Raw genomic sequence first — 22,334 nt, 5'->3', positions numbered from 1 at the left:
TCGCAAAGCTGGCGATACTATGCTTGCCCTGAAGGATTACGCAGGCTTCTCCTCAAAGTTGCATCAGCCAAAAGCCAGCGAACGACTGAGCCCTGAAATCGCTTTGGATGGCGAGGAAATGGATCCCTTGCGCTTGGCGTTGGCGTTGGGCAAAGCCCTCGGCCTCTGCTCGCAGCTTTTCGTCTTTGAGTTGTGCAAAGAGATAGCAATCGTTGAGGCCAGCCTCGAACAGCAGCCATCCCTCCGCCACAGTCAAGTAGGCAGGCTCCATGCCGCTCATCCAGGCTGCTATAGGAAGAGCCCGCTGCGAGGCGATCACCAAGCCGGGAATGATTGTGTCGGGCGCAAAAGCCTCCCAGTTTACTGGAAACAGCTCGCCAAATTCGATTGGCCAGGTCTCGGCTTCCCGCAGATCCCTAGCCCGCAGCGTCACGAACGCCCAGCGCTCTCCCTGCAACTTGTCCGGCAGGGGGACGGGATCCGGCGGATCCGGCTCCACGGGGGGTTCAGGGCTGTAGGTGAACTGGGTTTCCTGGGGGTAAACCTGCTCTGCCCGTTCCCGCATCCAGGCCTTAAGGGCATAGACGCGACGGCTGGGGAGCATGGGGATCCCGACGGCGTTGCAGGCCCGTTGCAGAATGGAGCTCATGCGGGCTCGGAACACCCGGATGGCCGAGGGGGGCTGGGGAGCCGCTTCCAGATAGCTGCGCAACTGTTGGGCCACCCAGGTGCTATTGACCTCTTGGTTGCTGCAGTACTTGGCCTGGCGAAACTGGCCGCCGGGATCGCACACCAAGAGCTCCCAAACTCGCCGATCCTGGGCATCTCGCAGCGGGACGGCGTTGAAGTCCATCTGCCAGATGGGGCCGCGCACAGGGCCAGAACGAGGGGGTTGAGTAGCCAAGGCACTTCTCCCCTTTGCTACGCGCTGCTGGGAGAGGGGTTCGGAAGCTGTTGGTCTGCAGTATCCCCAACTACGGCCCATTCCCGCTCCCCAAAAATGGCGGAAGGGTAGCGGTAGTACTTAAACTCCAGCAGGTTGTAGAAGGGATCCTGCAAAAAGAACGTGCCGTGCTCCAGGGGGGTGCCGACGAAGCGCCAGCGTGGCTCCTGATAAAAAGGCAATCCCCGCACCTGGGCCCGGTCGGCCAGGCTCTGCCACTCTGCTTGGGTGGGAAAGATCAGGCCGAAGTGGCGAGGGTAGATGCCCCGCTGGGGCCTCAGCTCTTCCTGGGTGAGGTGAGCCACCAGTTGATGGCCATAGAGGTTCAGGATGACGGAAACAGGCGTTTCCCGACCAATCTGGCAACCCAAGCCCTCGCCGTAGTAGGTCTTGGTCAAGGCAATGTCGGCAACCGGAAAGGCAAGATGAAAGCGGATGGGTTCCATGGGCTCTCCTGGCAAGCAGCCTGCTCAAGTCGGGATCCCTGCTCTTTATAAGGTAGGCGATTTTGTGCTGAAGGGTGGGATCCCTTCCCCAGCCGACTGTACGCCTTTGCGCAAGAAGCCCAGCCAGGGCGATGTTATAACATTTGAGCTGGAGAGCCAACTCAGTGTGGTGAGAGACTGGGGAGCGCAAAGAGGCAATCTTGGCCATGACCAGCACCTGGACTGAGCAGCGCCGCCGCGAGGAGGAAGCGCGCCATTTTTTTTGGATGGTGGCGCTGTCCCTGCTGCTGCATGGGTTGGCGCTGTTGGGCTTGCTCTCCTGGAGTCGGTTTTGGCCGTTTCGCCAGCAAGAACAAAAAGCCATTGAGTTTATCTTGCTGGAGCCAGAAGATCTCGAGACGCCGGAAGAAGCAGAGCTGGTTTCAGAAGTGGATTCCCGCGATGGGGGCAAGCGGGTAGAGGCCCCTCCCTCCCAGGGCAGTCCACCCCAATCCCGCGCTGCTACCCGTCAGCAAGCCGCTCCGCCGCCTCCGCCTCAGCCCCAGCCGCCACGGCCGCAGCCGCCTGCCCCTGTACCGCCGCCTGCCCCAGCAGAAGTTGCCCTAGCCACTCCTAGACCTACCCCACCCCCTCCACAAACTCCAGTTCCAGCTCCTCCTCGGTCCAGGGCAACGCCAACTGCAGCGCCGCCTCCACCTACCGCAGCCCCCAAACCCACTCCCACTCAGACTCCGCCACCTGTGGCGGCCGCTCCTCCTGCTCCGCCCGCGCAGCCCAGAGAGCGGGCCTCGGATCTCAGCCAATTGCAACCCCTTGCGCCTGCTCCCCAGCCGCCGACAGAGGTTTCCCCTGCTGAGCGGTCCTCCGAGGCTTCTCAGTTGGGACCGCCCATCAGCGCTTCTGCGCCCAGCGATGGAGGCGGGATCCAGGGCGGAGGAGCCAGCGGCTTGGCCAACCCCACCCAGTCAGCTCCCAACTCCCCCAGTGTGGCGGCGCGGGCCAATGTGGATTGGGGCCCCTGGCTAGCAGCTTTGCAGCGCAAGGTGGAACAGAATTGGATCCCAGGCCAGACCGGCACTTCCCGCCGCACCGTAGTGATCTTCACGGTGGGTCGGGGTGGCGAGCTGCAGAGCATTCGCCTGGCCCGCACTTCCGGCAGCCAACAAACCGACGACGCGGCGCTGACGGCAATTCAGCGGGCGGCACCCTTTTTGCCCCTGCCTGAGGCCTATGAGGGCAACTCGGTGACGATCAACTTCACCTTCGACATCAACGTTTTGGGCCAGTTGACGGTGGACGGATCTGCCAACTAGACCCCTGAAGCGAGCTCCAAGAAAGGTACGAGGTTGGGTTTAAAGCTCCCTTCATGAGCCAAACGCCGCTGCAGCGCACCCCCCTGTTCCCCTTGCACCAAGCCTTGGGGGCGCGTTTTGTCTCCTTTGCCGGATGGGAAATGCCGCTGTACTACCAGGGTGTGGTGGCTGAGCATCGGGCGGTGCGGGAGCAGGCGGGGATATTCGACATCTCTCACATGGGCAAGTTCACCCTTTGGGGACCAGAGCTGGGATCCCACCTCAGCCGTCTCGTGCCCAGCGATCTCAGCACTGTGCGGGTGGGCTCTGCTCGCTACACGGTTTTGCTCAATCCCCTGGGGGGCATTGTGGACGACGTCATCTTCTACCGGCATCCACCGGAAGGAGAGCTGGAGCACTGGAGCCTGATCGTCAACGCGGCCACCTGCCAGAAAGACAGGGAATGGCTGCAGCAGCAAGGGATCCCTGGCCTAGAACTTCAAGATCGCACGGTGTCCCACGTGTTGCTGGCCGTCCAGGGGCCGGCGGCGGAAGAGGTTTTGCAGCCTTTTCTAGAGGGATCCTTGAAAGCTTTACGCCGATTTCAACATGGGCAGTTTATCCCTAAAGCTCCTCAAAGGGAGAGCTCCGCAGAAGCAAGTATCTTCGTGACCCGCACCGGCTACACCGGCGAAGATGGCTTTGAGCTCCTGCTCAGTCCCTCAGACGGCCGCTGGCTCTGGGAGCAACTGGTGCAGGCAGGAGTCCAGCCCTGTGGCCTGGGCTGCCGCGATACGCTGCGGTTGGAGGCTGGCTTTTGCCTCTACGGGCAAGACATAGATGAGAGCACCACTCCTCTCGAAGCCGACCTGGGCTGGCTGGTCAACAACCCGGCAGAGTACCTAGGCAAGGCGGCGCTAGAAAACCAGCGGGCCGAGGGGATCCCTCGTCGTCTGGTGGGATTTCGCATGCTGGATCGAGCCATTCCCCGCAGCGGCTATGCCATCTACGCTCCCAACTCCCCCCAGCCGATTGGCCGGGTAACCAGCGGCACCCACTCTCCCACCTTGGGCTATGGCATTGGCCTGGGGTACGTGGATTCGACTTGGGCCGAGGTGGGATCCCGGCTGGAGATTGAGATTCGGGGCCAGCGCCGGCTTGCCGAGGTGGTGAAAAAGCCCTTTTACCGGAGGCAGGCCCCGGCCTAGTTGGAGGGATTGAGCCGTTTGCCAGTCTTGGGGGTGGAGTATTCCTGCTGCAGCCGCCGCAATTTCCGCAGGGCCCGCCGCTCAATTTGCCGCACCCGCTCCCGCGACAGGCCAATGTGCTCCCCGATCTCGCGCAGCGTCATCCTCTTGGCTCCATCTAGGCCGTAGCGGGCTACGATGACCTGCTGCTCGCGTTCGCTCAGTTGCCTCACAAGGGCGCGGACTTCCTCCCAACGGGCAATCCGAGTGAGATGCTCGACTGGGTCGTTGTCTTCGTCGGGGATAAAGTGCTGCAGCTCCGTGCCGTCCTCATCGCCCACACTCACGTTGAGGGAACAGATCTCGGCCATGTGGCGGGTGATCAGCTCGCGGTAGTTGTCGCCAATATCCAGCGAATCGAAAACTTCTTCGGCTGCAGGTCGGGATCCCTTCTGAGCGGATAGCTCGCGGTAGCGCCGCTTCACCTGGGAGACCTTCTCGTACATGTGGGCAGGCAGACGAATGAGGCGCCCTTTGTTTTGGATGCCGCGGTTTACGCTCTGCCGGATCCACCAGGTAGCGTAGGTGGAGAACTTGTACCCTCGCGTGGGATCAAACTTTTCCACGGCGCGGGTGAGGCCGATGGTGCCCTCTTGGATGAGATCCAAAAACGGCAAGCCGCGGTTGCGGTAGCGCTTAGCAATCGATACCACTAGGCGTAGGTTGCACTCCACCATGCGCCTTTTGGCCGCTTCCCCCTCCTGTAGGATCCGCTGCAGCTCTTCCACGGGGATCCCCACCCGTCGGCTCCAGTCCTCGAGCGACTCATCCTGCCGCCGCTGTTCCAGGAGGGCCATCATCCGCTGTACCTGGTAGGCCAGGCGAAGCTCCTCTTCAGGGCTGAGCAACGAGTAGCGACCAATGATTTTCAAGAAACGGCCTACTGCATCTTGCAGGTCAAGACTTTCCGACATATCCAACCCCACACCCTAAACTACGCCCTGTCCGGGCTTTCGCCTCTCCTGTTGCTTTAGGCCTTTCCCCTAGCAGGAGAAGTTGACCGCTCTGCAAGCAGCATCTCCTTCATACCAGAAGAGCAGACTTTCTGTAAAGGTTTTGGCACTTCAAAAATTTGAACTTCTGGTAAACGCCTAGTTCAGAAAACTTACTGAGCCTGTCTCGCCTGGCTCTACCTAAAGTGTTTTCAAACTGACCTTTTGGATGTACAACTCTACCAGTAGATGTTGCGAAAGATAAACCAACTTCCCTAGTCAAGAGAAAAGCTCATAGAAATAAATGGGTAAAAAATAGCTTACATTGGATACTTCTTGAGGGCCATATTCCTTCGGGCTAAGACAAAAAGTCCAGAAAAATGCTTGAGGATATCTGTGTGGGCACGGACATTTGATTGCAGCGATCCGGCACCTGCTTCCGACAGCAGCTAGCCTTAGGGGCTTGCTCAGCAAAATCCTGAAAAAGGCCAGCAGCTACCTCGAGCTTTCAAGTAGCCCCAACCTGAAACCAGCCAAAGCTGGCTCCAGGAAAAGCCATGACTGGGCTATCCCAAGTCTAGAGTATAGCGAGGATTCAGGCACTATATATGGGGTCAGCCCTCGGAGCTGAGCTCCTGCTGTAGCTTATTGCCTGAGTAGGGGCTGCGCAGCCCAGGTGGGAAAAGTCGCAGTCCTTGGGGCCGCACCTGCCGCTCCGCCAACGGAATGGGTGTCAGCCGCGGCAAAGGGGTAGCCTCTGGCTGAGATCTGGGCGTTGGTGTTGGGGTCGGTGTGGGCCTGGGCGTTGGCTTAGCCGTGGTCTCTGCTGGAGACGGAGGGGTAGGCTCGGCCAGAATCGCTTCTGGCGTCGGACGACGGCGCGGCGCGGGCGTAGGTGGCGACTCTGGTGTAGGTGTGGGTGCCAGCGGTGGAGTTGGGGTCAGCGTAGGGGTAGGGGTGGGTGTCGAAGTAGGAGTGGGAGTGGGCGTCGGAGTCGAAGTGGGAGTGGGTGTTGGACTTAGAGTGGGGGTGGGTGTTGGAGTCGGGGTGGGCGTGGGTGTCGGAGTAGGGGTAGGCGTCGGAGTCGGGGTAGGCTGGGGCTGTACGATAGCCAGGGCCTCTTCCGCTTTCAGCTCTCCTCGGATCAGCTTGGAGAGGGTATCTTGGCCCCCGGGGGTGTAGGTGATCTCGCGGGCGGCGCTGTTCAACACATTGCGGATGGGATCCCCTTTGCTGTCAACCAGCTCCACTACCATCACGTTGCGGCCAGGCTTCCAGCCCTTCAGGTAAAAAGACTCCCAGCGATCCAGCAGGCCAGACTGACCGTTGAGAGTGTAGCGGATGCGCCAGTCACGGGGTAGGTCAGCCAGCAAGCTCTCCCGCACGGGGGCATTGGCGAGCCAAAAATCGACCAGGATTGGCTCAGCTCCGTAGCTGCCGCTGGGAGAGCTGTAGGTGAGAAGAGGCAACTGCGGCTGCGGCACGTATTCTGGCGTGGGAGCTAGCACATGGAAGCTGACTTGAGCGTAGGCTTCGGAGTTTTTAAAGCTCTCGTGCCAGGGCTTGACAGCAAACACCCGCAGCGTATGGGATCCCGGTTCCAAATCCTCAAAAACAAGAGGGGCATCAGCGTCGTAGTGAGAAATGTAAGGCTGGTTGTCCAGAACCACATGCAAATGGGGACCAAGACCCAGTTGCGGATCCTTAAAAATCGGGTACCCTCGTACTGCAAAGCGAACCGTGACCTGGCGCTCTGGCAAGATCTCGCCAGGTTGTGGGCTGAGGATCTGCACCTGCGGGCGATAGTGCTGCAAGTAGGCATCCAGCTTGGCAATTTCTGTTGGCGTTGGCACCCGCTCGAGCTGAGGTGGCTGGTGCTCCTGGGGTTGCTTGGGCACAGATCCCGCACAGCCAACCAGCACCAAAGCTGCCAACAGCACCATCCACCATCTCAATCCCCATGCCTTCAAGCTGGCACTTCCCGCGTGTTCTTGCATGAGCCTCCCATTCCAACACTTGCCAAGCCGCAGACAAGCCATCCTCACATTACCAGGATGTGTCCTTTGGGGAGGATCCCTTCCCCGCCCTAGAATGGGATCGGCAGGCTTGGTCCTGTCCGGAAAAGCTTTGGGGTCATCTATGAGTTGCTTGGCAGCGACGATAGCGCTCGCGGGCTTGGATCTCACTCAGTGGCAAGCTCTCCTCAACACCCTGGCCTTTGCCATTTGTCTGGGGGCCATGCTCTTTTACTGGGGTGGGGCAGCTTTTCCCCAAGTGCCCCTTTTGGCCGAACTGGGCTTGGCAGGAATGGTGGGGGCCAACTTGACAATAGCTGCTCTGTTGACGGCCCGCTGGATCGATGCCGGCTACTTCCCTTTGAGCAATTTGTACGAGTCTTTGTTTTTCTTGGCCTGGGGGATCACTGCCTTGCACCTAGTGGCTCTCCAGTGGACTCGCCGCCGCTGGGTGGGAGTGATGACTGCCCCATTAGCGACAGGCATTGTTGCCTTTGCCGCCTTGGCCTTGCCGGAGGATATGCAGGCAGCCCAGCCGCTGGTGCCAGCTCTGCAGTCCAACTGGCTGATGATGCATGTCAGCGTCATGCTGTTGGCCTACGCAGCCCTCTTGGTGGGCTCCCTGTTGGCCATGGCCTTTCTCATCCTCACCCGTGGCCAGGAGGTACAGCTCAAGGGCAACTCCCTTGGCCTGCAATTTCGCCCGTCCCAAGCTGCAGTCCAGCCGGAGCTGATAGCCCGTGCCAGGACTGAACTTCCTCCCCAGCCGACTCCAGAAGGGATCCCTCGGCAACAACTGAGCCTGGCCGAGATCTTAGACAACACCAGCTACCGCTTCATCGGGCTGGGCTTTCCGCTGCTTACCATTGGCATTATTGCCGGGGCCGTCTGGGCCAACGAGGCCTGGGGTACCTACTGGAGCTGGGATCCCAAGGAAACCTGGGCCTTGATTACCTGGTTGGTTTTTGCTGCCTATCTACACGCCCGCATCACCAAGGGCTGGCAGGGCAGGCGTCCTGCGCTTCTAGCCAGCTTGGGTTTTGGGGTGGTTTGGGTTTGTTACCTGGGAGTGAACTTTTTGGGCAAAGGCTTACACAGCTACGGCTGGTTCTTTTAGGTCCGTCGCCCCATTGACTCTGGTGCTGGCAAGTCGTCGTGGATACCTTTGATTTGAGGAAAACGGCATGCGTCTGTTTAACTACCTAATCTTTTTCTCGGCCCTCCTGGGTGTGGCCCTCTTTGCCATGCAAAACGCCAATCCGGTAACGATTACCTTTGCCCCTGGCGTCAGCATCGAGAGCCCGCTAGTGATTGAGCTTTTGGCTTCTGCTGGGATTGGCGCTGCCTTGGCCTGGATCTATGGCCTCTGGATGCGGCTGCAATTTAGCCTCGAAGCCCGCGAGAAAAATCGGCAACTGCAAGAGAAGGAAGTGGCCATCAGCGAGCTGAAGGAAATGGTGGTGGAGCTGGAGGCCAAAGTTAAGCAACTGCCCCCCAGCAAACGAGCTGAGCCGCAGGAAGACCTCCAAGAGGTTAAGGAAGTGACCACCGAGGGATCCCCTGCCTAGGTTTTCCATTGGTCTTTGCGGTACAATTGAGCCTCTATTTGCCTTTGCACTAGCACCTATGCAGGTTACTCAAGAAAAGCGCCCTGGTAGCCGGCTTGGCTTCAAGATCGTGGTGGAAGCTGACCGGGTTAAGCGCTCTTACGAAAAAACCCTGCGCCAACTGGAGCGGAACATCCAGATCCCGGGGTTTCGCAAGGGCAAGGCCCCTCGCAACCTGGTAGTGCGCCAGGTGGGCCGCGAGAGGGTTATTGCCAGTGCTATCGACGACCTAATCCAGGAGGCTATCCAGGAAGTTCTCCAGGAGGCTCAAGTCACCCCCATCGGCCAGTTTGAGCTGGATGAAGAGGTGAAGCAGCTTCTGGAGCGCTTTAACCCAGAAGCCGAGTTCAGCTTCTCAGGGTATGTGGAAGTGTACCCTGAGGCTCGCGTTGGCCAGTACAAAGGGCTGACGGTTACGGCAACCCGGGTTGACGTCAAGCCTGAGGAAGTCGACCGCCTCATCGAAAAGCTGCGAGATCAGCGGGCTACCCTCTTGCCTGTGGAGGATCGGCCTGCCCAGTTGGGGGACGTGGTGGTGCTGGATTTCCAAGCCCGCGACGCCGAGGGCAATCCCCTCAAGGAGCTTGCCGCCCAAGACTTGCAACTGGAGCTGAAAGAGGAAAACTTCATTCCCGGCTTTGTAGCAGGCGTTGTGGGCATGCAGCTCGACGAGACTAAGGAGATCACTGCCACCCTGCCCGAGGATTACTTTAGAAAAGAGCTGGCTGGGAAAACGGTTACCTTTACCGTCTGCCTCAAGGAGATCAAAACCAAAGAGCTGCCGGAGCTAGACGATGCCTTTGTCCAGGAAGTCAGCAACTTCCAGACGGTGGCGGAGCTGCGGGAACACCTGCAAAAGCGCCTTGAGCAAGATGCCCTAAGACAATCCGAAGAAAACCTTGAAACGGCCATCCTCAACGCCATTTTGGCAACCACCGAGGTGGATCTGCCTGATAGCCTTGTTGAGCAAGAGATAACGCAGCTGCTAGCTCAAGACCTGCAGTCGCTGCAGCAGCAAGCAAGGGTTGCCCCGGGAGAAATCCGCAAGCTCCTGGCTCAACTGCCACCTGAGACTCTCAACCAATTGAGGGAGCGCCACCGAGCTGAGGCCATCGACCGGCTGCGCCGCGCCTTTGCTCTCAGCGCCATCGTCCGGCAGGAGCAAATTGCCGTCGGCCCCACTGAATTGGAAGTGGAAATGGAAGCGGTGATGAAAGCCTACGCTCAGCAGGGCCACAAGCTGGATCGGGAGCGGACACGCCAGGTCATTTACGAAAATTTGCTTACTCGTAAGGTGATGGCCTGGTTGAAGTCTCAAACCACGGTCAACTGGGTCGATAGCGAGGGCAATCCCACCGAGGCACCCCCCCTTCCCGTCGGGGCTAAAGGCGAAGACTTCGAAGAAAAGGCTGGGTCGGTACTGGCAGCAGCAAGCCTTGAGGCTTCTACAGCCCCAGCTGAGGCTGTGGCAGAACCCCCTTCAGGAGTAGCCACAGAAACCGCCACAGTTGCCGCTCCAGAGTCGGAACCAGCCTCTGCCTCTGGGGAGAGCTTAGATCGAGAAGCCGAATCGGCCGTCCAGGACAAGCCCAAGTCGGGTAGAAAGAGCAAAAAGGTCAAGTAAAAGCGGTCAAGCTACAGGAGGCCGCGCCGCATCTGATCCCAGAGGCGGAGGTAGGACTCGGCTTCGGCCAGGCTCAAGGGCCGCCAGATCTCGGCCCGTTCCCAGGTGGAGGGGTGGAAGTCGGGCCGGCGGCGCAGCCGCAGGGAAAGTTGGTTCAAGTCCAGCGGTAACACTGAAGGGATCCCGCTTAAATTGACGAGGCGAGGGGCAAACTCGGGATTTAAGACAAAGTCAATCCAGTTGACCAGCAGGGATGGCAGCTCCGCCTGCAGCTCTTCAGGGAGAGGCTGGGCAGCCCGAGGCCGCACCCAGACATCCCACCAGACAGCAGATCCCGAGGCCGGGATCACCACCTCCAACTCGGGGTAGTTGGCCTGGGTGGCGTAGAGATCTTGCGACCAGCCCACAGCTACCCAGCTATCGGCCAGGCGCAACATGGGCAAATAGTCAGCGGAGGTATAGGCCAAAACTTGACGGTGCAGGGATCCCAGCTCCCGTCGCAACTCGGTTTCTTCCGGATCGAGGGGATCGTTGTAGGAGCGGCCCATCTTTTTTAGGGTCAGCCCAATCACCTCGCGTGGGTGATCCGGCAGCGTGATCTTGCCAGCCAACTCAGGCCGCCACAGGTCGGCCCAGTCCTGGAGGGGTTTGCTGACCCGGTCCCGGCGGTAGGCAATGGCCGTCACCCCCCAGCGCCAGGGCACACCCCAGATCTGCCCCTCCCGCAGGGCTGCTGCTTGCCAACGGGGATGCAACTGCTGCCAGCGTTCTCCCAGGAGACTGCGCGGCAAGGGATCCAGCCAGCCGGCAGCCAGAGCCCAATCCAAAGCGTCGGCCCCCAGCAGGCTGAGAGCTGGCACCGGCAGTCGTTGGCTAAAAGGCCCCCAGGAGGGCTGGGGTGGCTGAAGGCTTTGGCGCAGGTAAGCCAACAACTGGCTTCGCTCATCCACCAGCTGCAACCGAAAGCGGGCCCGAGTGCGACGGCGAAACTCGCTGACTAAGCTCTGAGGGATCCCCGGCTTGAGGGCGAGGATGAGGGGCAAATGGGCACTGGGCCCGCCACAGCCGGCCACCGCTAGCCCGGCTAGGAGGAGGAATTCACGTCGGCTTAGCTGTCTTTTGCCCACGCCAGTACCGCTCCACCAGAATCAAGGCCACCAGATCATCGTAGGCCCTGTCCGGCAGTCGCAGCCCTTTGGGCAGTAGGTGCTGCCACCACCGCGGCCGGTAAACCTCCCAGTAGCGCCGCCGGGCTTCTTCCGAGCTGTGGCGTTCGTCCACCAGGACAATCTGGTGCGGCGGAAGAAGCAGCTCCAGTTGAGACTTCCACTGCCGCGCCGTCGTCTGATCCCCCAGGATGAGCCGCTCTGCTCCAAACTGCTGCCAGAGAGCCCCCAACCTGGGCAGGGCCTCTTGGGCAGGAACCACCTCCCGGTGCAAAACTTGCCAGGCTGGCTGGGTTTGCACAACCGCAAGGCCGCACTTGTCCCGCCCTGGATCAAAACCCACTAATACCCGCTCCATCTTCTTGACCCTCACCCCTCCCTGCGCCCTCTTAGCTGAGCGGGAGCAGGGCCGTGTTGGCTGGAGGCTTGCGCCATGAGAAAACTCACCCGCAGCGGCCCTGCCGTGTAGATGTCGGCATCAGCCACCAGCTTCACATCCAGAGGGGTGGTGCTTTGGCGCAGCTGCTGCACCACTTCCAAAAACTTGACCTGGGAGAACTCTCCAACAGTGCCAGTGATGGGATCTGCAAGGAGACCTTTTTCTTGGGAGCGCTGGTTGGCCTCGTTTAGCAGCTCCAGCAGCCGCTGCTGGATTTCACTTTCGCTGAGGCCCGGCTGGATCACTCCTTGGGCCAGCACCGACCCCTTGGCGAAGAGGCGCTGGTTGGGGTAAATCTGAACCACCACAGGCACAGGCTCACCCTTGAGCCGGTTGGTGAGAGAGAGGATGCGCACCGCCCAGCTGCCGGCTTCTTGTAGCTTTTTCAAAGCTCGATCCGCATCCTCGCGGCGGATGAGGATGGCGTTTTCTAGAGGAGGTATAGGCTGGGATCCCAGCGCCAGCGCCCGCTGTTCTGCCTGCGCCAACAGTTGCTCAAACTGCTGCCGGACTGTCTCTGGCTTTGCCCCGGCAGGGGTCTGAACTACCCCTGTAGCTAAGACTTCGCCTGCCAAGATGGCAAGCTCGCCCCGCCGCAGCCGCACTGCCAACTGGCTGAGCTGGGCAATTTCCCCCTCGAGCTGGTTTTTCTGGGTCTCCAGTTGGTTTAGGGCTGCCTGCGCCGCCTCCAGGGAGCGCTCCAGTTGATCCCGATCCAACTGCAAGGTCTGCTTTTGGGACTTTAGGGTGGCGATGGTTTGCTGCGCCGATTCCACCTCCCTCTTGACCGCCGCCAGCTCTACTTGGGCCTGCTCCAGCTTAGGCTGCACCTGGGCCAGCTGCTCTTGGGTTGCCGCCAGCTTGGCTTCGGCCTCCTGCCGGGCCTGCAGGGCTGCGGCCAGTTGATCCTGAACTTCACTCAGGCGGGTTTGGGCTGCCGACTGCTGGCTGCGAAATCGATCCAGATCTAGCCGCAGGCGATCCCGCTCGGCCCTGAGGGCAGCATTCTCGGTCTCCAGCCAAGCTTTTTGGCGATTGAGGGCCTGCAGCTCTTGCCTAGCCCGAGCAATTTGGTTGGTGTAGCTAAAAAGGGCTTCTGACAGCGAGCGGTTTAGAAGCAGCAGCGTGCCTAGGGTCAGGGCTGAGATGCTCACCCCCGTAATCACGGCTACCAAAATGGCTGTGTGGCGAGGGCGGAGGTTAAACCAGGTTAGGCGCTTTTTGCCAATGCGATACCCCACCCGATCCCCAACCACGGCAATCAGGCCACTGACAAACAGCATGTAGAGGATCAGCAGTACGCCCTGCATATCCCCGGATCCCTGCCACGGAAATCTTAGCAAGGCCACCCAGAGGACTTGAGAAATTTTTGGCGCTATTTAGCAAGCGTTTTAAGCGTAGAGGAGCCGCTCCACAGCTGCCACAATATCTTCTGGCTGCACGATGGTGGCTGCTTCCAAGGTGCCGTTGTAAGGAGTGGGAATGTCTTGGGAAGCCAGGCGCACCACTGGCGCATCCAGCTCGTCGAAGAGTTCTTCCATGATACGCGCAGTCAGCTCTGCCCCAATGCCGCCAGTTTTTACATCTTCCTCCACAATGACCACTCGGTGCGTTTTGCGCACCGAAGCTGCAATGGTCTCCATATCCAGCGGCTTGAGGGAGATCAAATCAATCACCTCAGGATCAATCTCCTGCGCTACCAGGGTATCCACAGCCTTGAGCACGTGGTAGCGCATACGGGAGTAGGTGAGGAGGGTAACGTCGGATCCAGAGCGGACAACTTCCGCCTTATTCAAGGGCAAAAGGTACTCCTCCTCTGGCACCTCTCCCTTCACGTTGTAGAGAAGAACATGTTCGAAGAAGAGGACGGGGTTGTCGTCGCGGATGGCCGACTTGAGCAGACCTTTGGCGTTGTAGGGAGTGGAACAGGCAACGATCTTCAGCCCCGGCACTGCTTGAAAGTAGGCCTCCAGCCGCTGCGAGTGCTCGGCCCCCAACTGCCGGCCCACGCCGCCAGGTCCGCGGATGACAATCGGGACCTTGAAGTTGCCGCCAGACATGTAGCGCAGCATGCCGGCATTGTTGGCAATCTGGTTAAAAGCCAGCAGCAGAAAACCCATGTTCATCCCTTCCACCACCGGGCGCAAGCCGGTTATCGCTGCCCCAATGGCAAGGCCGGTGAAGCTGTTTTCGCAAATGGGGGTGTCCAGGAGGCGCATCTCCCCGTACTTGCGGTAGAGGTCTTTGGTCACTTTGTAGGAGCCGCCGTAGTGGCCTACATCTTCTCCCAAAACAAACACGTTGGGATCCCGGGCCATTTCTTCGTCAAGGGCGGCACGCAAGGCGCTGTAGAGGAAAGTCTCCGGCATAGGGGCAACTGCTGCTCACTAGTCTCTACATTAAACCACCCCTTTGCCGCTGGGAGAGAACTCCGTCTATGCACCCAAACGGCAGCAACCCTTTTGCAAGCGCCCCTTGCGACTAGCTGGGGGCAAAGTGGCCTTGCCTTCCTTGTCCTGCTGGGCTTTGCGGAGGGATCCTTGGAAATTTACTTCATAAGCCAGTCCTCCAAAATCTGCTGGTAAAGTTCGGGATCCAGGCGGGGTGCGTCGTAAAGCCCTGCTTCGAGCCTTTGTCTTTGAGCCTCAAAGAGAATCACGGCTGCTGCCACCGAGACATTTAGGCTCTGCACCATGCCCAGCATGGGGATGTGGATGAGCGCGTCAGCCAGGGCCAAGGCCTGCTCAGAAACCCCCCACTTCTCCGCTCCCAAGACAATGGCGGTGGGCTTGGTGTAGTCCACCTGTCGGTAGCTGCGGGCCCCCTCCTTCAAGGCAGTGGCATAGATTTGGAAGCCTTTTTCCCGAAGGTGCTGGAAGGCCTCTTCCGTGGTGGGGTGAACCTTGAGGTAGACCCACTTGTGGCTGCCGCTGCTGGTCTCGTTGAAAGTGGGCACACCCTCCGTGGGGTTCACGGCGTGAACTCTGAGCACCCCCACAGCATCGCAGGTGCGCAGGATGGCGGAAAGATTGTGGGGTTTGTGGACGTTCTCTAGAAGCACCGTGAGATCCGGCTGCCTCCGCCTTAGAACCTCCTCCAAGCGCCTTCGCCTCTCTGGAGTGCGCTCCTTCATGGGTGCCTCCCGGAGAAACCTTCGCTTTAGCCGCTAAATCGGACTAGCACCTACCCCAGCTCTACCGCCTGTAAGATGGCTCTTGGTCAGGGTTCCCAGGGATCGGAAAATTGCTGGCCCGCCTTGAAGTTTGCTGCTATCAGCAACCTTTCCGGCAGCCCCTGCGCACCCGCTACGGTCTCTGGTCTACCCGCGAAGGGATCCTAATCCGCCTGACAGACCTGGAGACAGGGCAGCAGGGCTACGGGGAGGTAGCCCCCATTCCTTGGCTGGGCAGTGAGACCCTCGAGGAGGCCCTGGCCTTTTGTCGGCAGTTGCCGGCTGAGCTCTCGGAGGCGCAGATCAAGGAGATCCCGGCAGCGCTGCCTGCTACCCGCTTTGGGCTGGAATGCGCCTGGCTGGCCTGTCGGGATCCTGGCTGGCTAGATAGGGATCTCTCCGGTCTTTCCTTTTGTGGGCTTTTGGGGAAGGATACCCCCTCCGGCTCCTACCCAGTTTACAAGGGCAAGGTGGGAATGGATCCCTTCGCAGCGGAGCGGAAGAAGCTAGAAAGCTGGCTGGAGCGGTTGCCTGCGGGATCCCGGCTGCGGCTAGATGCCAACGGCGGCTTGACTTTAGCAGAGGCGCGGCAGTGGCTGGATCTCTGCGACCGGATCAATCGAGAGTGGCCGGGCAAGATCGAGTTCTTCGAGCAGCCTTTGCCGCCAGAGCAGTACGCTGACTTAATCCAACTTAGCCGCGAGTTTCAAACCCCCATTGCCCTGGATGAGTCGGTGGTCGGCCTGGAGCAGTTGCAAGCTGTCCATCGCTCGGGCTGGCAAGGGATCCTGGTGGTCAAACCCTCTTTGATGGGATCGGGTCTTGCCCTTAGAGACTACCTCAGCCAACACCCGGGCTTGGATCTGGTGTTCTCCTCAGCCCTAGAAACCCCTATCGGCGCTTGGCATGGGCTAGCTTGGGCGGGATCCCTGCAAGCAAAAACCGCCTGCCCCAGGGCCGTGGGATGGGGGGTGGGGGAGCTTTTCCAGGAGGGGGATCCCCTGGACCTGCTCAAGCTCTCGCCCCACGAGCGGGCCGCTTGGATGCAAGCGGTGTGGGAGCGCCACAGCCAGCCCTAGACTGCGGCGGCTTGCTTGGCGTGTTCCTGCCGTAGGTAGGCCTGGATGAAGTGCATCAGCTCCTCCGGCTCGCCGTTCATAAACGCCTCGACGTTGGTGGTTTCGGCGTTGGTGCGGTGGTCTTTGATTAACTTGTAGGGATCGAAGGTGTAGGTGCGAATCCGACCCCCAAAGCCCTGGGTCACGATCTCGCCGCGGATCTCAGCCAACTTTTGCCGGCGCTTTTCCTCCTCGATTTCGAGGAGCTTTGCCTTGAGGATCTGGATGGCCCGCTCCTTGTTTTGCAGTTGGGAACGCTCCTCGCTGCAGCGCACGGCAATGCCGGTGGGCTTGTGGATAACCCGCACCGCCGTTTCCACCTTGTTGACGTTTTGGCCTCCTGCCCCTCCCGAACGGCAGGTCTCGAACTCCAGATCCTCCATCCGCAGCTCAAACTCGTTCTCTTCCTCGAGGATGGGCATGACCTCAACGCCGGCAAAGCTAGTCTGGCGCTTGCCGTTGGCGTTGAAGGGGCTGATGCGCTCCATGCGGTGGTTGCCCTTCTCCGCGGAAAGATACCCGTAGGCATAGGGCCCCTCAATCAACAGCGTGGCTGACTTGATGCCCGCCTCTGCCCCTTCCGAGTAGTCCGAAAGGGTAACCTTGTAGCCCTGGTTCTCTGCCCAGCGGGTGTACATCCTCAGCAGCATCGCCGCCCAGTCCTGGGCATCGGTTCCTCCAGCTCCAGCAGTGATGGTGAGGATGGCGCCGTTTTTGTCGTAGGGCCCTGAAAGCAGTTGCTGCAGCTCCCATTGGCTCAACTCTCGCTCCACCGCTGCTAGAGATCCCGCTGTCTCGGCCAAGAGCTCCGAATCGGCTTCTTCTTGCAGGAGCTCCAGGGCAGTGGCAACCTCTTCCAGGCGGGCTTTCCAGCGGTGGACCTGCTCCCAGGAGGCCTTGAGGCTGTTGAGCTGCTTTAGGTGGCGACGAGCTGCCTCTACATCGTTCCAAAATTGCGGCTGGGAGGCTTCCTGCTCCAGAATGGCGATCTGCTGTTCCAGGCAAGGCAGGTCAAAGGTAGTCCTGAGCAGTGCTCAGGCGCGCCGTGAGCGATTCTAAGCTGCGTTTCAGCTCGGCCAGTTCCATAGGCTTACGAACACTGTCTCATACTTTTGGACCCCGTCCAGAATCTCATCTTAACTTCCCGACCTCCAGAAGGAGGTAGCTATCTATCGTATTCAGACTAAATCCGAGCTTGCTCCAACAAAGCTTGCAACTCCTCCAGGGCCACCTGGGCCGACTGGGCTTGCTGGTAGAGGGATTGCACCACCTCGGCGCTGGCCTGGGCCGATTGCAGGGTGGCTTGGCTTTGGCGTTGGATGCGATCTGCCAGGCCGCGGATGCGGTTGCTGGCCTCGGTAGTGCGCCCCGCCAACTTGCGGATCTCCTGGGCAATGGCGCCAAAACCCCCGCCCCCACCGCTGCGGTTGGCCTCTACAGCCGCGTTAAAGGAGAGCAGACGAATGTAGCCCGCCACCTCTACGATCACGTCGACGATGGTGTTGATTTCTTTGAGCTCGCGGGATAGCTCCTGGTTGCTGTCGGCAATTTCCTGAAATAGGCGGCGCACCGCCTCTACCCCAGCAAAGGTGGCGGCAAAGGTGGATTTGCCCTTCTCCGAGAGCACCGAGCTGATCTCGATGATGCGAGCGTTGAGGCGGGCCAGTTCTTCCGAGCGCTGCTGGGCCTGGCGTCGCTCCCGCTCCAAAGCAATGTTCTGGCTGAGGATCTCGGCTTTCTGCCGCTCCAGATCGCGGGCATACTGGAGGCTGCGGTTTTTCTCCTGCTCCAGCTCGGCCAGGATCCGTTTCATCTCCTCCTGCTGTTCTTCGAGCTTCCGCTGGGTGGCTAGATGTACCTGGGACTGAGCCACCAACAACACCGGCACATCCAAAAGGCGATAGTCTTGGGGGCCGACTTCTACCACCACCGGGTCGTAGATAGTCTCCTGGGGCCGCCGGAAAGCCTGGCTGGCCGCCTCAATGACATCGCAGTCGCCGGGCAAAAGGAGAAAACCCTGGCCCTGGAACTCTGCTAGGGAGCTGATGGGCCGCTTCAAAAACACCTCCAGGCCATAGGGTTTGCTCAGCATCCACTCCAAAATGGCACGCCGAGTCAGCATCCCCCGCACCTGCGACTGCTCGTCCAACACGACTACCCCTGAAAGGGTGGGGTCGTCTTCCAGGCGGCGCACCACGTTCTCGCAGGGGGTGGACTCACTTACCTGAAAATCCACTAGCGCCAGATCGCGCAGTTTGGTGTGGATCGATAGGGTGGGAGTGGGCGGATTCGTCAGGGTAGTCATCCTAGGGATCCTCAGCACAGGCTCGGTAGAGACAAGTGGTCAATAGTGTGCTATGTATAGAGGAAAACAGGGACCTACCTCTCCTCGGCTTTTCAAAGGCCCAGCAAAAGGAGGGTCTAGTTACCTTTAGTTTGACTTGGGATCTGGTTTCCTGACTACAGCTCTGTCCCGGGTTATACGGGAGGAGACTCTTTTTTGTGGTTTTTACGGACGGGCAAGGAAGCTGTCCTGACCCCAGGGGCTGGAGCGATCTGAACTTAGCGAGGTTCTTGGTAGCGGTGGTAGACCTCAAGGATTTCGCTGCGACCACGGTTGAAAGCTGCCACCACTTGGGGATCGAAGTGGCTACCGCTTTGGCTTTCCACGAAGCGAAAGATATCTGACAGATCCCAAGCTTCTTTGTAGGGGCGGCGGCTAGCTAAAGCGTCGAACACGTCGGCCAAGGCCACAATCCGCCCTTCTAGCGGGATCTCTTCTCCCTTAAGGCCCCGCGGGTAGCCGCTGCCGTCGAACTTCTCGTGGTGGGTGAGGGCAATGATGGCGCTTTTTTTCATCAGCTCCGAGTCCGATTTACTGAGGATCTCGTAGCCAATCTCGGGGTGGCGGTTCATAATTAGACGCTCTTCGGGGGTGAGGGGGCCTGGCTTCCGCAAGATGGCATCCGGGATCCCGATTTTGCCCACATCGTGCAGGGGGCTGGCATAGAAGATCAGCTCTTGTTCATGGCTGGAGAGGCCCAACTGTTTGGCAATGATGCGGGAGTAGTGGCTCATCCGCTTGAGGTGAAAAGAGGTGTCCTGATCCCGGTATTCGGCAGCCTGAGCTAGACAGAAAATCGTTTCCAGGTGAGCGGCTTTCAGCTCTTCCCGCAAGCGCACATTTTGGTAGGCAACCGCCGCCTGGGAAGCCAGGGCTTCTGCCACCCGGACTTCCAGCTCAGAAAACGGCTGGCTCCAGTCAGCCACCTGGTTGGGCGCTAGGTTGGCAGGGCAATCCGGCCTGAGACGGTTCAAGAGTTGCAGGGCGCCAAGGATATTTCCTGAGGGATCCCGCATCGGCACCGTGAGCAAAGAGCGGGTGCGGTAGCCGGTCTGCTGATCGACTTGGGAGTTGAAGGCATAGGGCAAGCCCGCTGGCAAGCGATAGACGTCCGGCAGATTCAAGCTCTCCCCCGTGAGCACCACATAGCCCACAATGCTGGAAGGAGCAAGGGGCAGGCGCAGATCCTGCAGCTCCTCGTTGCGGTTGACCACGAAAAAGCGCAACTCTTCTCCCTCCCGGATGAACAGGCTAGCGCCATCACAGCAGGTTAGCTCGCGGGCTTGGGCGACAATCAGTTCCAGCAGGCGCCTTAAATCCGTTTCCGAAGAAAGGGCGATCCCCACTTGGATCAGCCGCTGACTCAGGCGCAAGGCAGCAGCAGCCTCAAATTCGGCTTCGCCAGGAGAGAGATCGAAGGCGAAAGGCCCATGGGACATAACCTGATCCTCCGGTGGGTTACGAGTGTTCTCAGGGAAGCGGGGTTAGAGCTCTGGCAGGGATCCTGCCGCTGCTCCAAGTTGGGAGGCTGGGGGTCGCCAATCCAAAGTAACTCTGCTACCCTACTTTACCTGTGGAAGCCAGAGACGCTGTGACCCAGGTCAAGACCCAGCAGCTAGATGAGGTTGCCCTCCAGCTCATCGTTGGCCTAGGCAATCCTGGCCCGCAGTATGCCAACACCCGCCACAACTGCGGCTTTATGGTAGTGGATCGGTTGGCAGAGCGCTGGGGGATCCCATTAGCTCTGGAAAAGCAGTTCCAAGGCAGCTACGGAGAAGGTTTTGCCCTGGGGGGCAAGCGGCGCCTGCTCAAGCCGGCGACTTATATGAATCGCTCTGGCGAGGCGGTGCGGGCAGTCCTGGATTGGTACAAGTTGGATCCCAGGTCGGTGCTGGTGGTCTACGATGATGCAGACTTGCCTCTGGGTCGCCTGCGACTGCGGGGATCTGGCTCCGCCGGCGGGCATAACGGCATGAAGTCTGTCATTCAGCACCTGGGCAGCGAAGCCTTCCCTCGCTTGCGCCTGGGCGTGGGCAGACCTAAGGGCAACCAAGACATGGTTGGGCATGTTTTGGGAAGGTTTGAACCTACTGAGCAGGCAGTGCTGGAGCGGGTTCTAAGGGCGGCAGTGGAGGCAGTGGAGTGTTGCTTGCAAGAAGGATTGAGGGCGGCGATGAACCGCTTCAACCCTCTGGATCTCTCTGAGCCGCTATCTGAGCGAGATCGGCAAGATCCGGCAGCTTCTCTCGACCCAGCCAAGACTGGGCCTGGGGAAGGCTGAGGCCGGGATCTTGGGCACTATCCGAGTGAGCAAAGCCGCCTCATCGAGGACTACGTTCGGCCAGCCGCGGCAATTTCTCAGAACCGTCTGACTGCGTCAGGAGGTCGGCTTCCCCAGAGTCACTGGCAGGAGAGGGCAAGGAACCCTCTAGGGATGCTCCCCGCAGGGGCACCCCCAGGTCTAAAAAAGTCAGCAACTCCCCTCCCTCAAATGGAGCGAAGCCGTTCTCCTCCTAAGCCGAACTTTTTACCCTCTCTAGTCGCAAGCTAAGCGGGGCTACGGCTGTTGCAAGAGGTCTTGCCGCACCGCCTCCACATACTGCAGCAGTTTTGGGGATCCCGTGCCCGCAGACCGCCACAGACTCAAGGCGCTTTCCAGATCCGCGGCGGCGCCAGCCTTGTCTTCTCCCTGGTAGGCGCGCGCCATGCCCCGGTGGTAGTACCCTTCAGCCCGCTGCGGCTGCAGCTCAATCGCCCGGCTGAAATCGGCAACGGCTAGTTGGAAGTTGCAGATGCTCCCCCACATCAGGCCGCGATGAAGGTAGGCATCGAAGAGATCGGCGATGTTTTGATTTTGTTTGGCTAGTTCAATGGCCAGGTTAGCTACATCAAATGCTGATTCCAAATGCCCTTGCTCGGCCCAAATGCGGGAGCGCAACAAGTGGAGTTGGGGGTTGCGATAGGCAATGCGATCCAAGGGAGACAAGGTTGCCAAAGCCTGCTCCAGCTCTCCAAAATGCTCGTGCTGAATCCTGGCCTTAAGCAAATAAGCCTCAGGCAAATAGGGATCCAAAGCAATGGCAATGTCCAGATCCCGCAGAGCCCTGAGCACTAGATGGTCAGCAGCTGTCTGCTCTGGCTCGCCCACCTGCGAATACTCCCAGAGGTACTGGGCCCGCTGGAGATAGAGCCGCGCATTTCCTGGCTCCTGCTCAATGAATGGCCCTAGCTGCAGGAGCAGTTGATGAGCCTGGGAGCGCTGCTCAAGCTCTCGTGCCCGGGCTTGCAATTGAGCCTGCCGCCGAAGCAAAGGTTCAGGACCTGGCTTGTCTTTAAATCGCGGCAACTGAGCTTCCTGCAAGAGGGGCACAGAGAGACCTTCCGTGGCCTGCCCCTTGCGCAGCGAGGCCAGCCAACCACACTCGCCGTTCAAGCACAGCCAAGACAGCAAGCCCACCAGGGCCGATCCGGAAAGCAAAAGACTGGGCCTAAGCATGGATCCCACCCCACGAAACAGTGCGGAAGTTGCCTCTAGGCTAGTTCGCCATCGCAGCGGTGTCCAGATTTCTTGGCTACACAGTCGTGCTCCAAAGCCCGAAGGTCTTAGAGGATTTTGCCGCTAGCCAGCTCCACTAAGAGGCGGTTCTTCGCCCGGCCCTCGTCGGCAGCCTGCTCCGACAGCCATAGGGCGGCGACCTTCGACAGCTTGAGAACGATAGGGCTGCACGGAAAAACACTCTCAATTGGTCTGAGGCGCCGGCGGCATTGAGAGAAGTCTCACAGCTTCCTGAGGTTGAGCTTGGAACATTTGGGTTAGTGCGGAAAACCTAAGTGACCAATAAAACTGGGTTTCAAGCCCCGACCTTGGGAGCGGCTTTTTGTATAATGCTCTAGATAGCAGAAAGACAATTTTTTGCATGTACTTTGTCCGCAAGCTCAAGCTGGGAGTTTCAGACCAACTGCAACTTTTGAGCAGAGCCGCAGGCAAG

General features: G+C 59.6%; 21 protein-coding genes. 8 read left to right on the top strand and 13 right to left on the bottom strand.

The genetic code is table 11. The annotated features are described in order from the left end of the window. Positions 1-52: 52 nt before the first annotated feature. Both NW804_RS08900 and NW804_RS08895 read right to left on the bottom strand, forming a co-directional pair. Positions 53-904 carry a Tab2 family RNA-binding protein gene (locus NW804_RS08900; RefSeq protein ID WP_414409989.1) on the bottom strand — a complete coding sequence of 284 codons (852 nt, stop codon included), beginning with the start codon at positions 902-904 and terminating at the stop codon, positions 53-55. Positions 905-921: 17 nt separating this feature from the next. Then, positions 922-1,389, bottom strand: coding sequence for a VOC family protein (locus tag NW804_RS08895; protein ID WP_414423355.1), 468 nt, complete (start codon positions 1,387-1,389; stop codon positions 922-924). On the opposite strand from NW804_RS08895, the gene NW804_RS08890 reads away from it, so the two are divergent. The 3 genes from NW804_RS08890 to gcvT are packed head-to-tail and all read left to right on the top strand — an operon-like array spanning position 1,379 to position 3,889. Continuing rightward, entirely contained in the window at positions 1,379-1,615 is a 237-nt protein-coding gene (locus NW804_RS08890) for a hypothetical protein (protein ID WP_414420697.1), read from the top strand. The genes NW804_RS08895 and NW804_RS08890 overlap by 11 nt on opposite strands. Then, the gene (locus NW804_RS08885) at positions 1,596-2,702 is read left to right on the top strand and encodes an energy transducer TonB (RefSeq protein WP_414423354.1); all 1,107 of its coding nucleotides are present in this window, start codon (positions 1,596-1,598) and stop codon (positions 2,700-2,702) included. Before NW804_RS08890 ends, NW804_RS08885 begins: the two co-directional genes overlap by 20 nt. 53 nt (positions 2,703-2,755) lie before the next feature. After that, complete coding sequence (gene gcvT / locus NW804_RS08880; RefSeq protein WP_414423353.1) at positions 2,756-3,889, top strand: glycine cleavage system aminomethyltransferase GcvT; 1,134 nt, start codon at positions 2,756-2,758, stop codon at positions 3,887-3,889. Here the strand turns inward: gcvT and NW804_RS08875 are convergent. Both NW804_RS08875 and NW804_RS08870 read right to left on the bottom strand, forming a co-directional pair. After that, positions 3,886-4,842 (bottom strand): sigma-70 family RNA polymerase sigma factor, encoded by a 957-nt coding sequence (locus NW804_RS08875; RefSeq protein WP_414404981.1) that lies wholly within the window; start codon positions 4,840-4,842, stop codon positions 3,886-3,888. The genes gcvT and NW804_RS08875 overlap by 4 nt on opposite strands. 632 nt (positions 4,843-5,474) lie before the next feature. Further along, positions 5,475-6,857 (bottom strand): hypothetical protein, encoded by a 1,383-nt coding sequence (locus tag NW804_RS08870; RefSeq protein ID WP_414423352.1) that lies wholly within the window; start codon positions 6,855-6,857, stop codon positions 5,475-5,477. A gap of 178 nt (positions 6,858-7,035) precedes the next feature. On the opposite strand from NW804_RS08870, the gene ccsB reads away from it, so the two are divergent. The 3 genes from ccsB to tig all read left to right on the top strand — a co-directional run bounded on the left by ccsB (position 7,036) and on the right by tig (position 10,106). Continuing rightward, positions 7,036-7,992 (top strand): c-type cytochrome biogenesis protein CcsB, encoded by a 957-nt coding sequence (gene ccsB / locus NW804_RS08865; protein WP_414405062.1) that lies wholly within the window; start codon positions 7,036-7,038, stop codon positions 7,990-7,992. Between the two features lie 67 nt (positions 7,993-8,059). Continuing rightward, the gene (locus NW804_RS08860; RefSeq protein ID WP_414396221.1) at positions 8,060-8,443 is read left to right on the top strand and encodes a LapA family protein; all 384 of its coding nucleotides are present in this window, start codon (positions 8,060-8,062) and stop codon (positions 8,441-8,443) included. Between the two features lie 58 nt (positions 8,444-8,501). Then, the gene (tig, locus tag NW804_RS08855) at positions 8,502-10,106 is read left to right on the top strand and encodes a trigger factor (protein ID WP_414420023.1); all 1,605 of its coding nucleotides are present in this window, start codon (positions 8,502-8,504) and stop codon (positions 10,104-10,106) included. An 11-nt stretch (positions 10,107-10,117) separates the two neighbouring features. Here tig and NW804_RS08850 read toward each other — a convergent pair whose 3' ends face one another. The 5 genes from NW804_RS08850 to trmH form a co-directional block, all read right to left on the bottom strand. After that, positions 10,118-11,233 carry an extracellular solute-binding protein gene (locus tag NW804_RS08850; RefSeq protein WP_414409995.1) on the bottom strand — a complete coding sequence of 372 codons (1,116 nt, stop codon included), beginning with the start codon at positions 11,231-11,233 and terminating at the stop codon, positions 10,118-10,120. After that, positions 11,205-11,630, bottom strand: coding sequence for a resolvase (locus tag NW804_RS08845; protein ID WP_414409996.1), 426 nt, complete (start codon positions 11,628-11,630; stop codon positions 11,205-11,207). The genes NW804_RS08850 and NW804_RS08845 overlap by 29 nt, the downstream gene beginning before the upstream one ends. Before the next feature lie 11 nt (positions 11,631-11,641). Further along, a complete protein-coding gene (locus NW804_RS08840; protein WP_414409997.1) occupies positions 11,642-13,021 on the bottom strand; it encodes a DUF3084 domain-containing protein in 1,380 nt (459 codons plus the stop codon). Positions 13,022-13,102: 81 nt separating this feature from the next. Then, on the bottom strand, positions 13,103-14,080 hold the full coding sequence (locus tag NW804_RS08835) for an alpha-ketoacid dehydrogenase subunit beta (RefSeq protein WP_414396210.1): 978 nt from the start codon (positions 14,078-14,080) through the stop codon (positions 13,103-13,105). 179 nt (positions 14,081-14,259) lie between these two features. Further along, a complete protein-coding gene (trmH, locus tag NW804_RS08830; protein WP_414409999.1) occupies positions 14,260-14,844 on the bottom strand; it encodes a tRNA (guanosine(18)-2'-O)-methyltransferase TrmH in 585 nt (194 codons plus the stop codon). Positions 14,845-14,954: 110 nt separating this feature from the next. Here trmH and NW804_RS08825 point away from each other — a divergent pair, with 110 nt between their 5' ends. Next, positions 14,955-15,962, top strand: a complete 1,008-nt coding sequence (locus NW804_RS08825) for an o-succinylbenzoate synthase (protein WP_414396205.1) — start codon at positions 14,955-14,957, stop codon at positions 15,960-15,962. On the opposite strand, the gene prfB is transcribed toward NW804_RS08825, so the two are convergent. The 3 genes from prfB to NW804_RS08810 all read right to left on the bottom strand — a co-directional run bounded on the left by prfB (position 15,959) and on the right by NW804_RS08810 (position 19,784). Continuing rightward, a protein-coding gene (prfB, locus tag NW804_RS08820) for a peptide chain release factor 2 (RefSeq protein WP_414396203.1) occupies positions 15,959-17,087 on the bottom strand; the annotation gives its coding sequence in 2 pieces (ribosomal slippage) (positions 15,959-17,014 and positions 17,016-17,087; 1,128 coding nt in all). The genes NW804_RS08825 and prfB overlap by 4 nt on opposite strands. 97 nt (positions 17,088-17,184) lie before the next feature. Further along, positions 17,185-18,306: a methyl-accepting chemotaxis protein gene (locus NW804_RS08815; protein ID WP_414423351.1), complete on the bottom strand. Its 1,122-nt coding sequence runs from the start codon at positions 18,304-18,306 to the stop codon at positions 17,185-17,187. A 257-nt stretch (positions 18,307-18,563) separates the two neighbouring features. Continuing rightward, positions 18,564-19,784, bottom strand: coding sequence for an HD domain-containing phosphohydrolase (locus NW804_RS08810; protein WP_414423350.1), 1,221 nt, complete (start codon positions 19,782-19,784; stop codon positions 18,564-18,566). A gap of 152 nt (positions 19,785-19,936) precedes the next feature. Here NW804_RS08810 and pth point away from each other — a divergent pair, with 152 nt between their 5' ends. Then, entirely contained in the window at positions 19,937-20,626 is a 690-nt protein-coding gene (gene pth / locus NW804_RS08805) for an aminoacyl-tRNA hydrolase (protein ID WP_414404993.1), read from the top strand. A 276-nt stretch (positions 20,627-20,902) separates the two neighbouring features. On the opposite strand, the gene NW804_RS08800 is transcribed toward pth, so the two are convergent. Next, the gene (locus tag NW804_RS08800; protein WP_414423349.1) at positions 20,903-21,841 is read right to left on the bottom strand and encodes a hypothetical protein; all 939 of its coding nucleotides are present in this window, start codon (positions 21,839-21,841) and stop codon (positions 20,903-20,905) included. Between the last annotated feature and the right edge of the window lie 493 nt (positions 21,842-22,334).

This window comes from Synechococcus sp. WC10meta, from assembly GCF_047461475.1.
This window is presented reverse-complemented; position numbering and strand designations above follow the sequence as displayed.

Coding starts and splice junctions, on each gene's coding strand:
- NW804_RS08890 (WP_414420697.1), top strand. CDS start 1,379: ATGGGTTCCATGGGCTCTCCTGGCAAGCAGCCTGCTCAAGTCGGGATC.
- NW804_RS08895 (WP_414423355.1), bottom strand. CDS start 1,389: ATGGAACCCATCCGCTTTCATCTTGCCTTTCCGGTTGCCGACATTGCC.
- NW804_RS08885 (WP_414423354.1), top strand. CDS start 1,596: ATGACCAGCACCTGGACTGAGCAGCGCCGCCGCGAGGAGGAAGCGCGC.
- gcvT (WP_414423353.1), top strand. CDS start 2,756: ATGAGCCAAACGCCGCTGCAGCGCACCCCCCTGTTCCCCTTGCACCAA.
- NW804_RS08875 (WP_414404981.1), bottom strand. CDS start 4,842: ATGTCGGAAAGTCTTGACCTGCAAGATGCAGTAGGCCGTTTCTTGAAA.
- NW804_RS08870 (WP_414423352.1), bottom strand. CDS start 6,857: ATGCAAGAACACGCGGGAAGTGCCAGCTTGAAGGCATGGGGATTGAGA.
- NW804_RS08860 (WP_414396221.1), top strand. CDS start 8,060: ATGCGTCTGTTTAACTACCTAATCTTTTTCTCGGCCCTCCTGGGTGTG.
- tig (WP_414420023.1), top strand. CDS start 8,502: ATGCAGGTTACTCAAGAAAAGCGCCCTGGTAGCCGGCTTGGCTTCAAG.
- NW804_RS08845 (WP_414409996.1), bottom strand. CDS start 11,630: ATGGAGCGGGTATTAGTGGGTTTTGATCCAGGGCGGGACAAGTGCGGC.
- NW804_RS08840 (WP_414409997.1), bottom strand. CDS start 13,021: ATGCAGGGCGTACTGCTGATCCTCTACATGCTGTTTGTCAGTGGCCTG.
- NW804_RS08835 (WP_414396210.1), bottom strand. CDS start 14,080: ATGCCGGAGACTTTCCTCTACAGCGCCTTGCGTGCCGCCCTTGACGAA.
- trmH (WP_414409999.1), bottom strand. CDS start 14,844: ATGAAGGAGCGCACTCCAGAGAGGCGAAGGCGCTTGGAGGAGGTTCTA.
- NW804_RS08815 (WP_414423351.1), bottom strand. CDS start 18,306: ATGACTACCCTGACGAATCCGCCCACTCCCACCCTATCGATCCACACC.
- NW804_RS08810 (WP_414423350.1), bottom strand. CDS start 19,784: ATGTCCCATGGGCCTTTCGCCTTCGATCTCTCTCCTGGCGAAGCCGAA.
- NW804_RS08800 (WP_414423349.1), bottom strand. CDS start 21,841: ATGCTTAGGCCCAGTCTTTTGCTTTCCGGATCGGCCCTGGTGGGCTTG.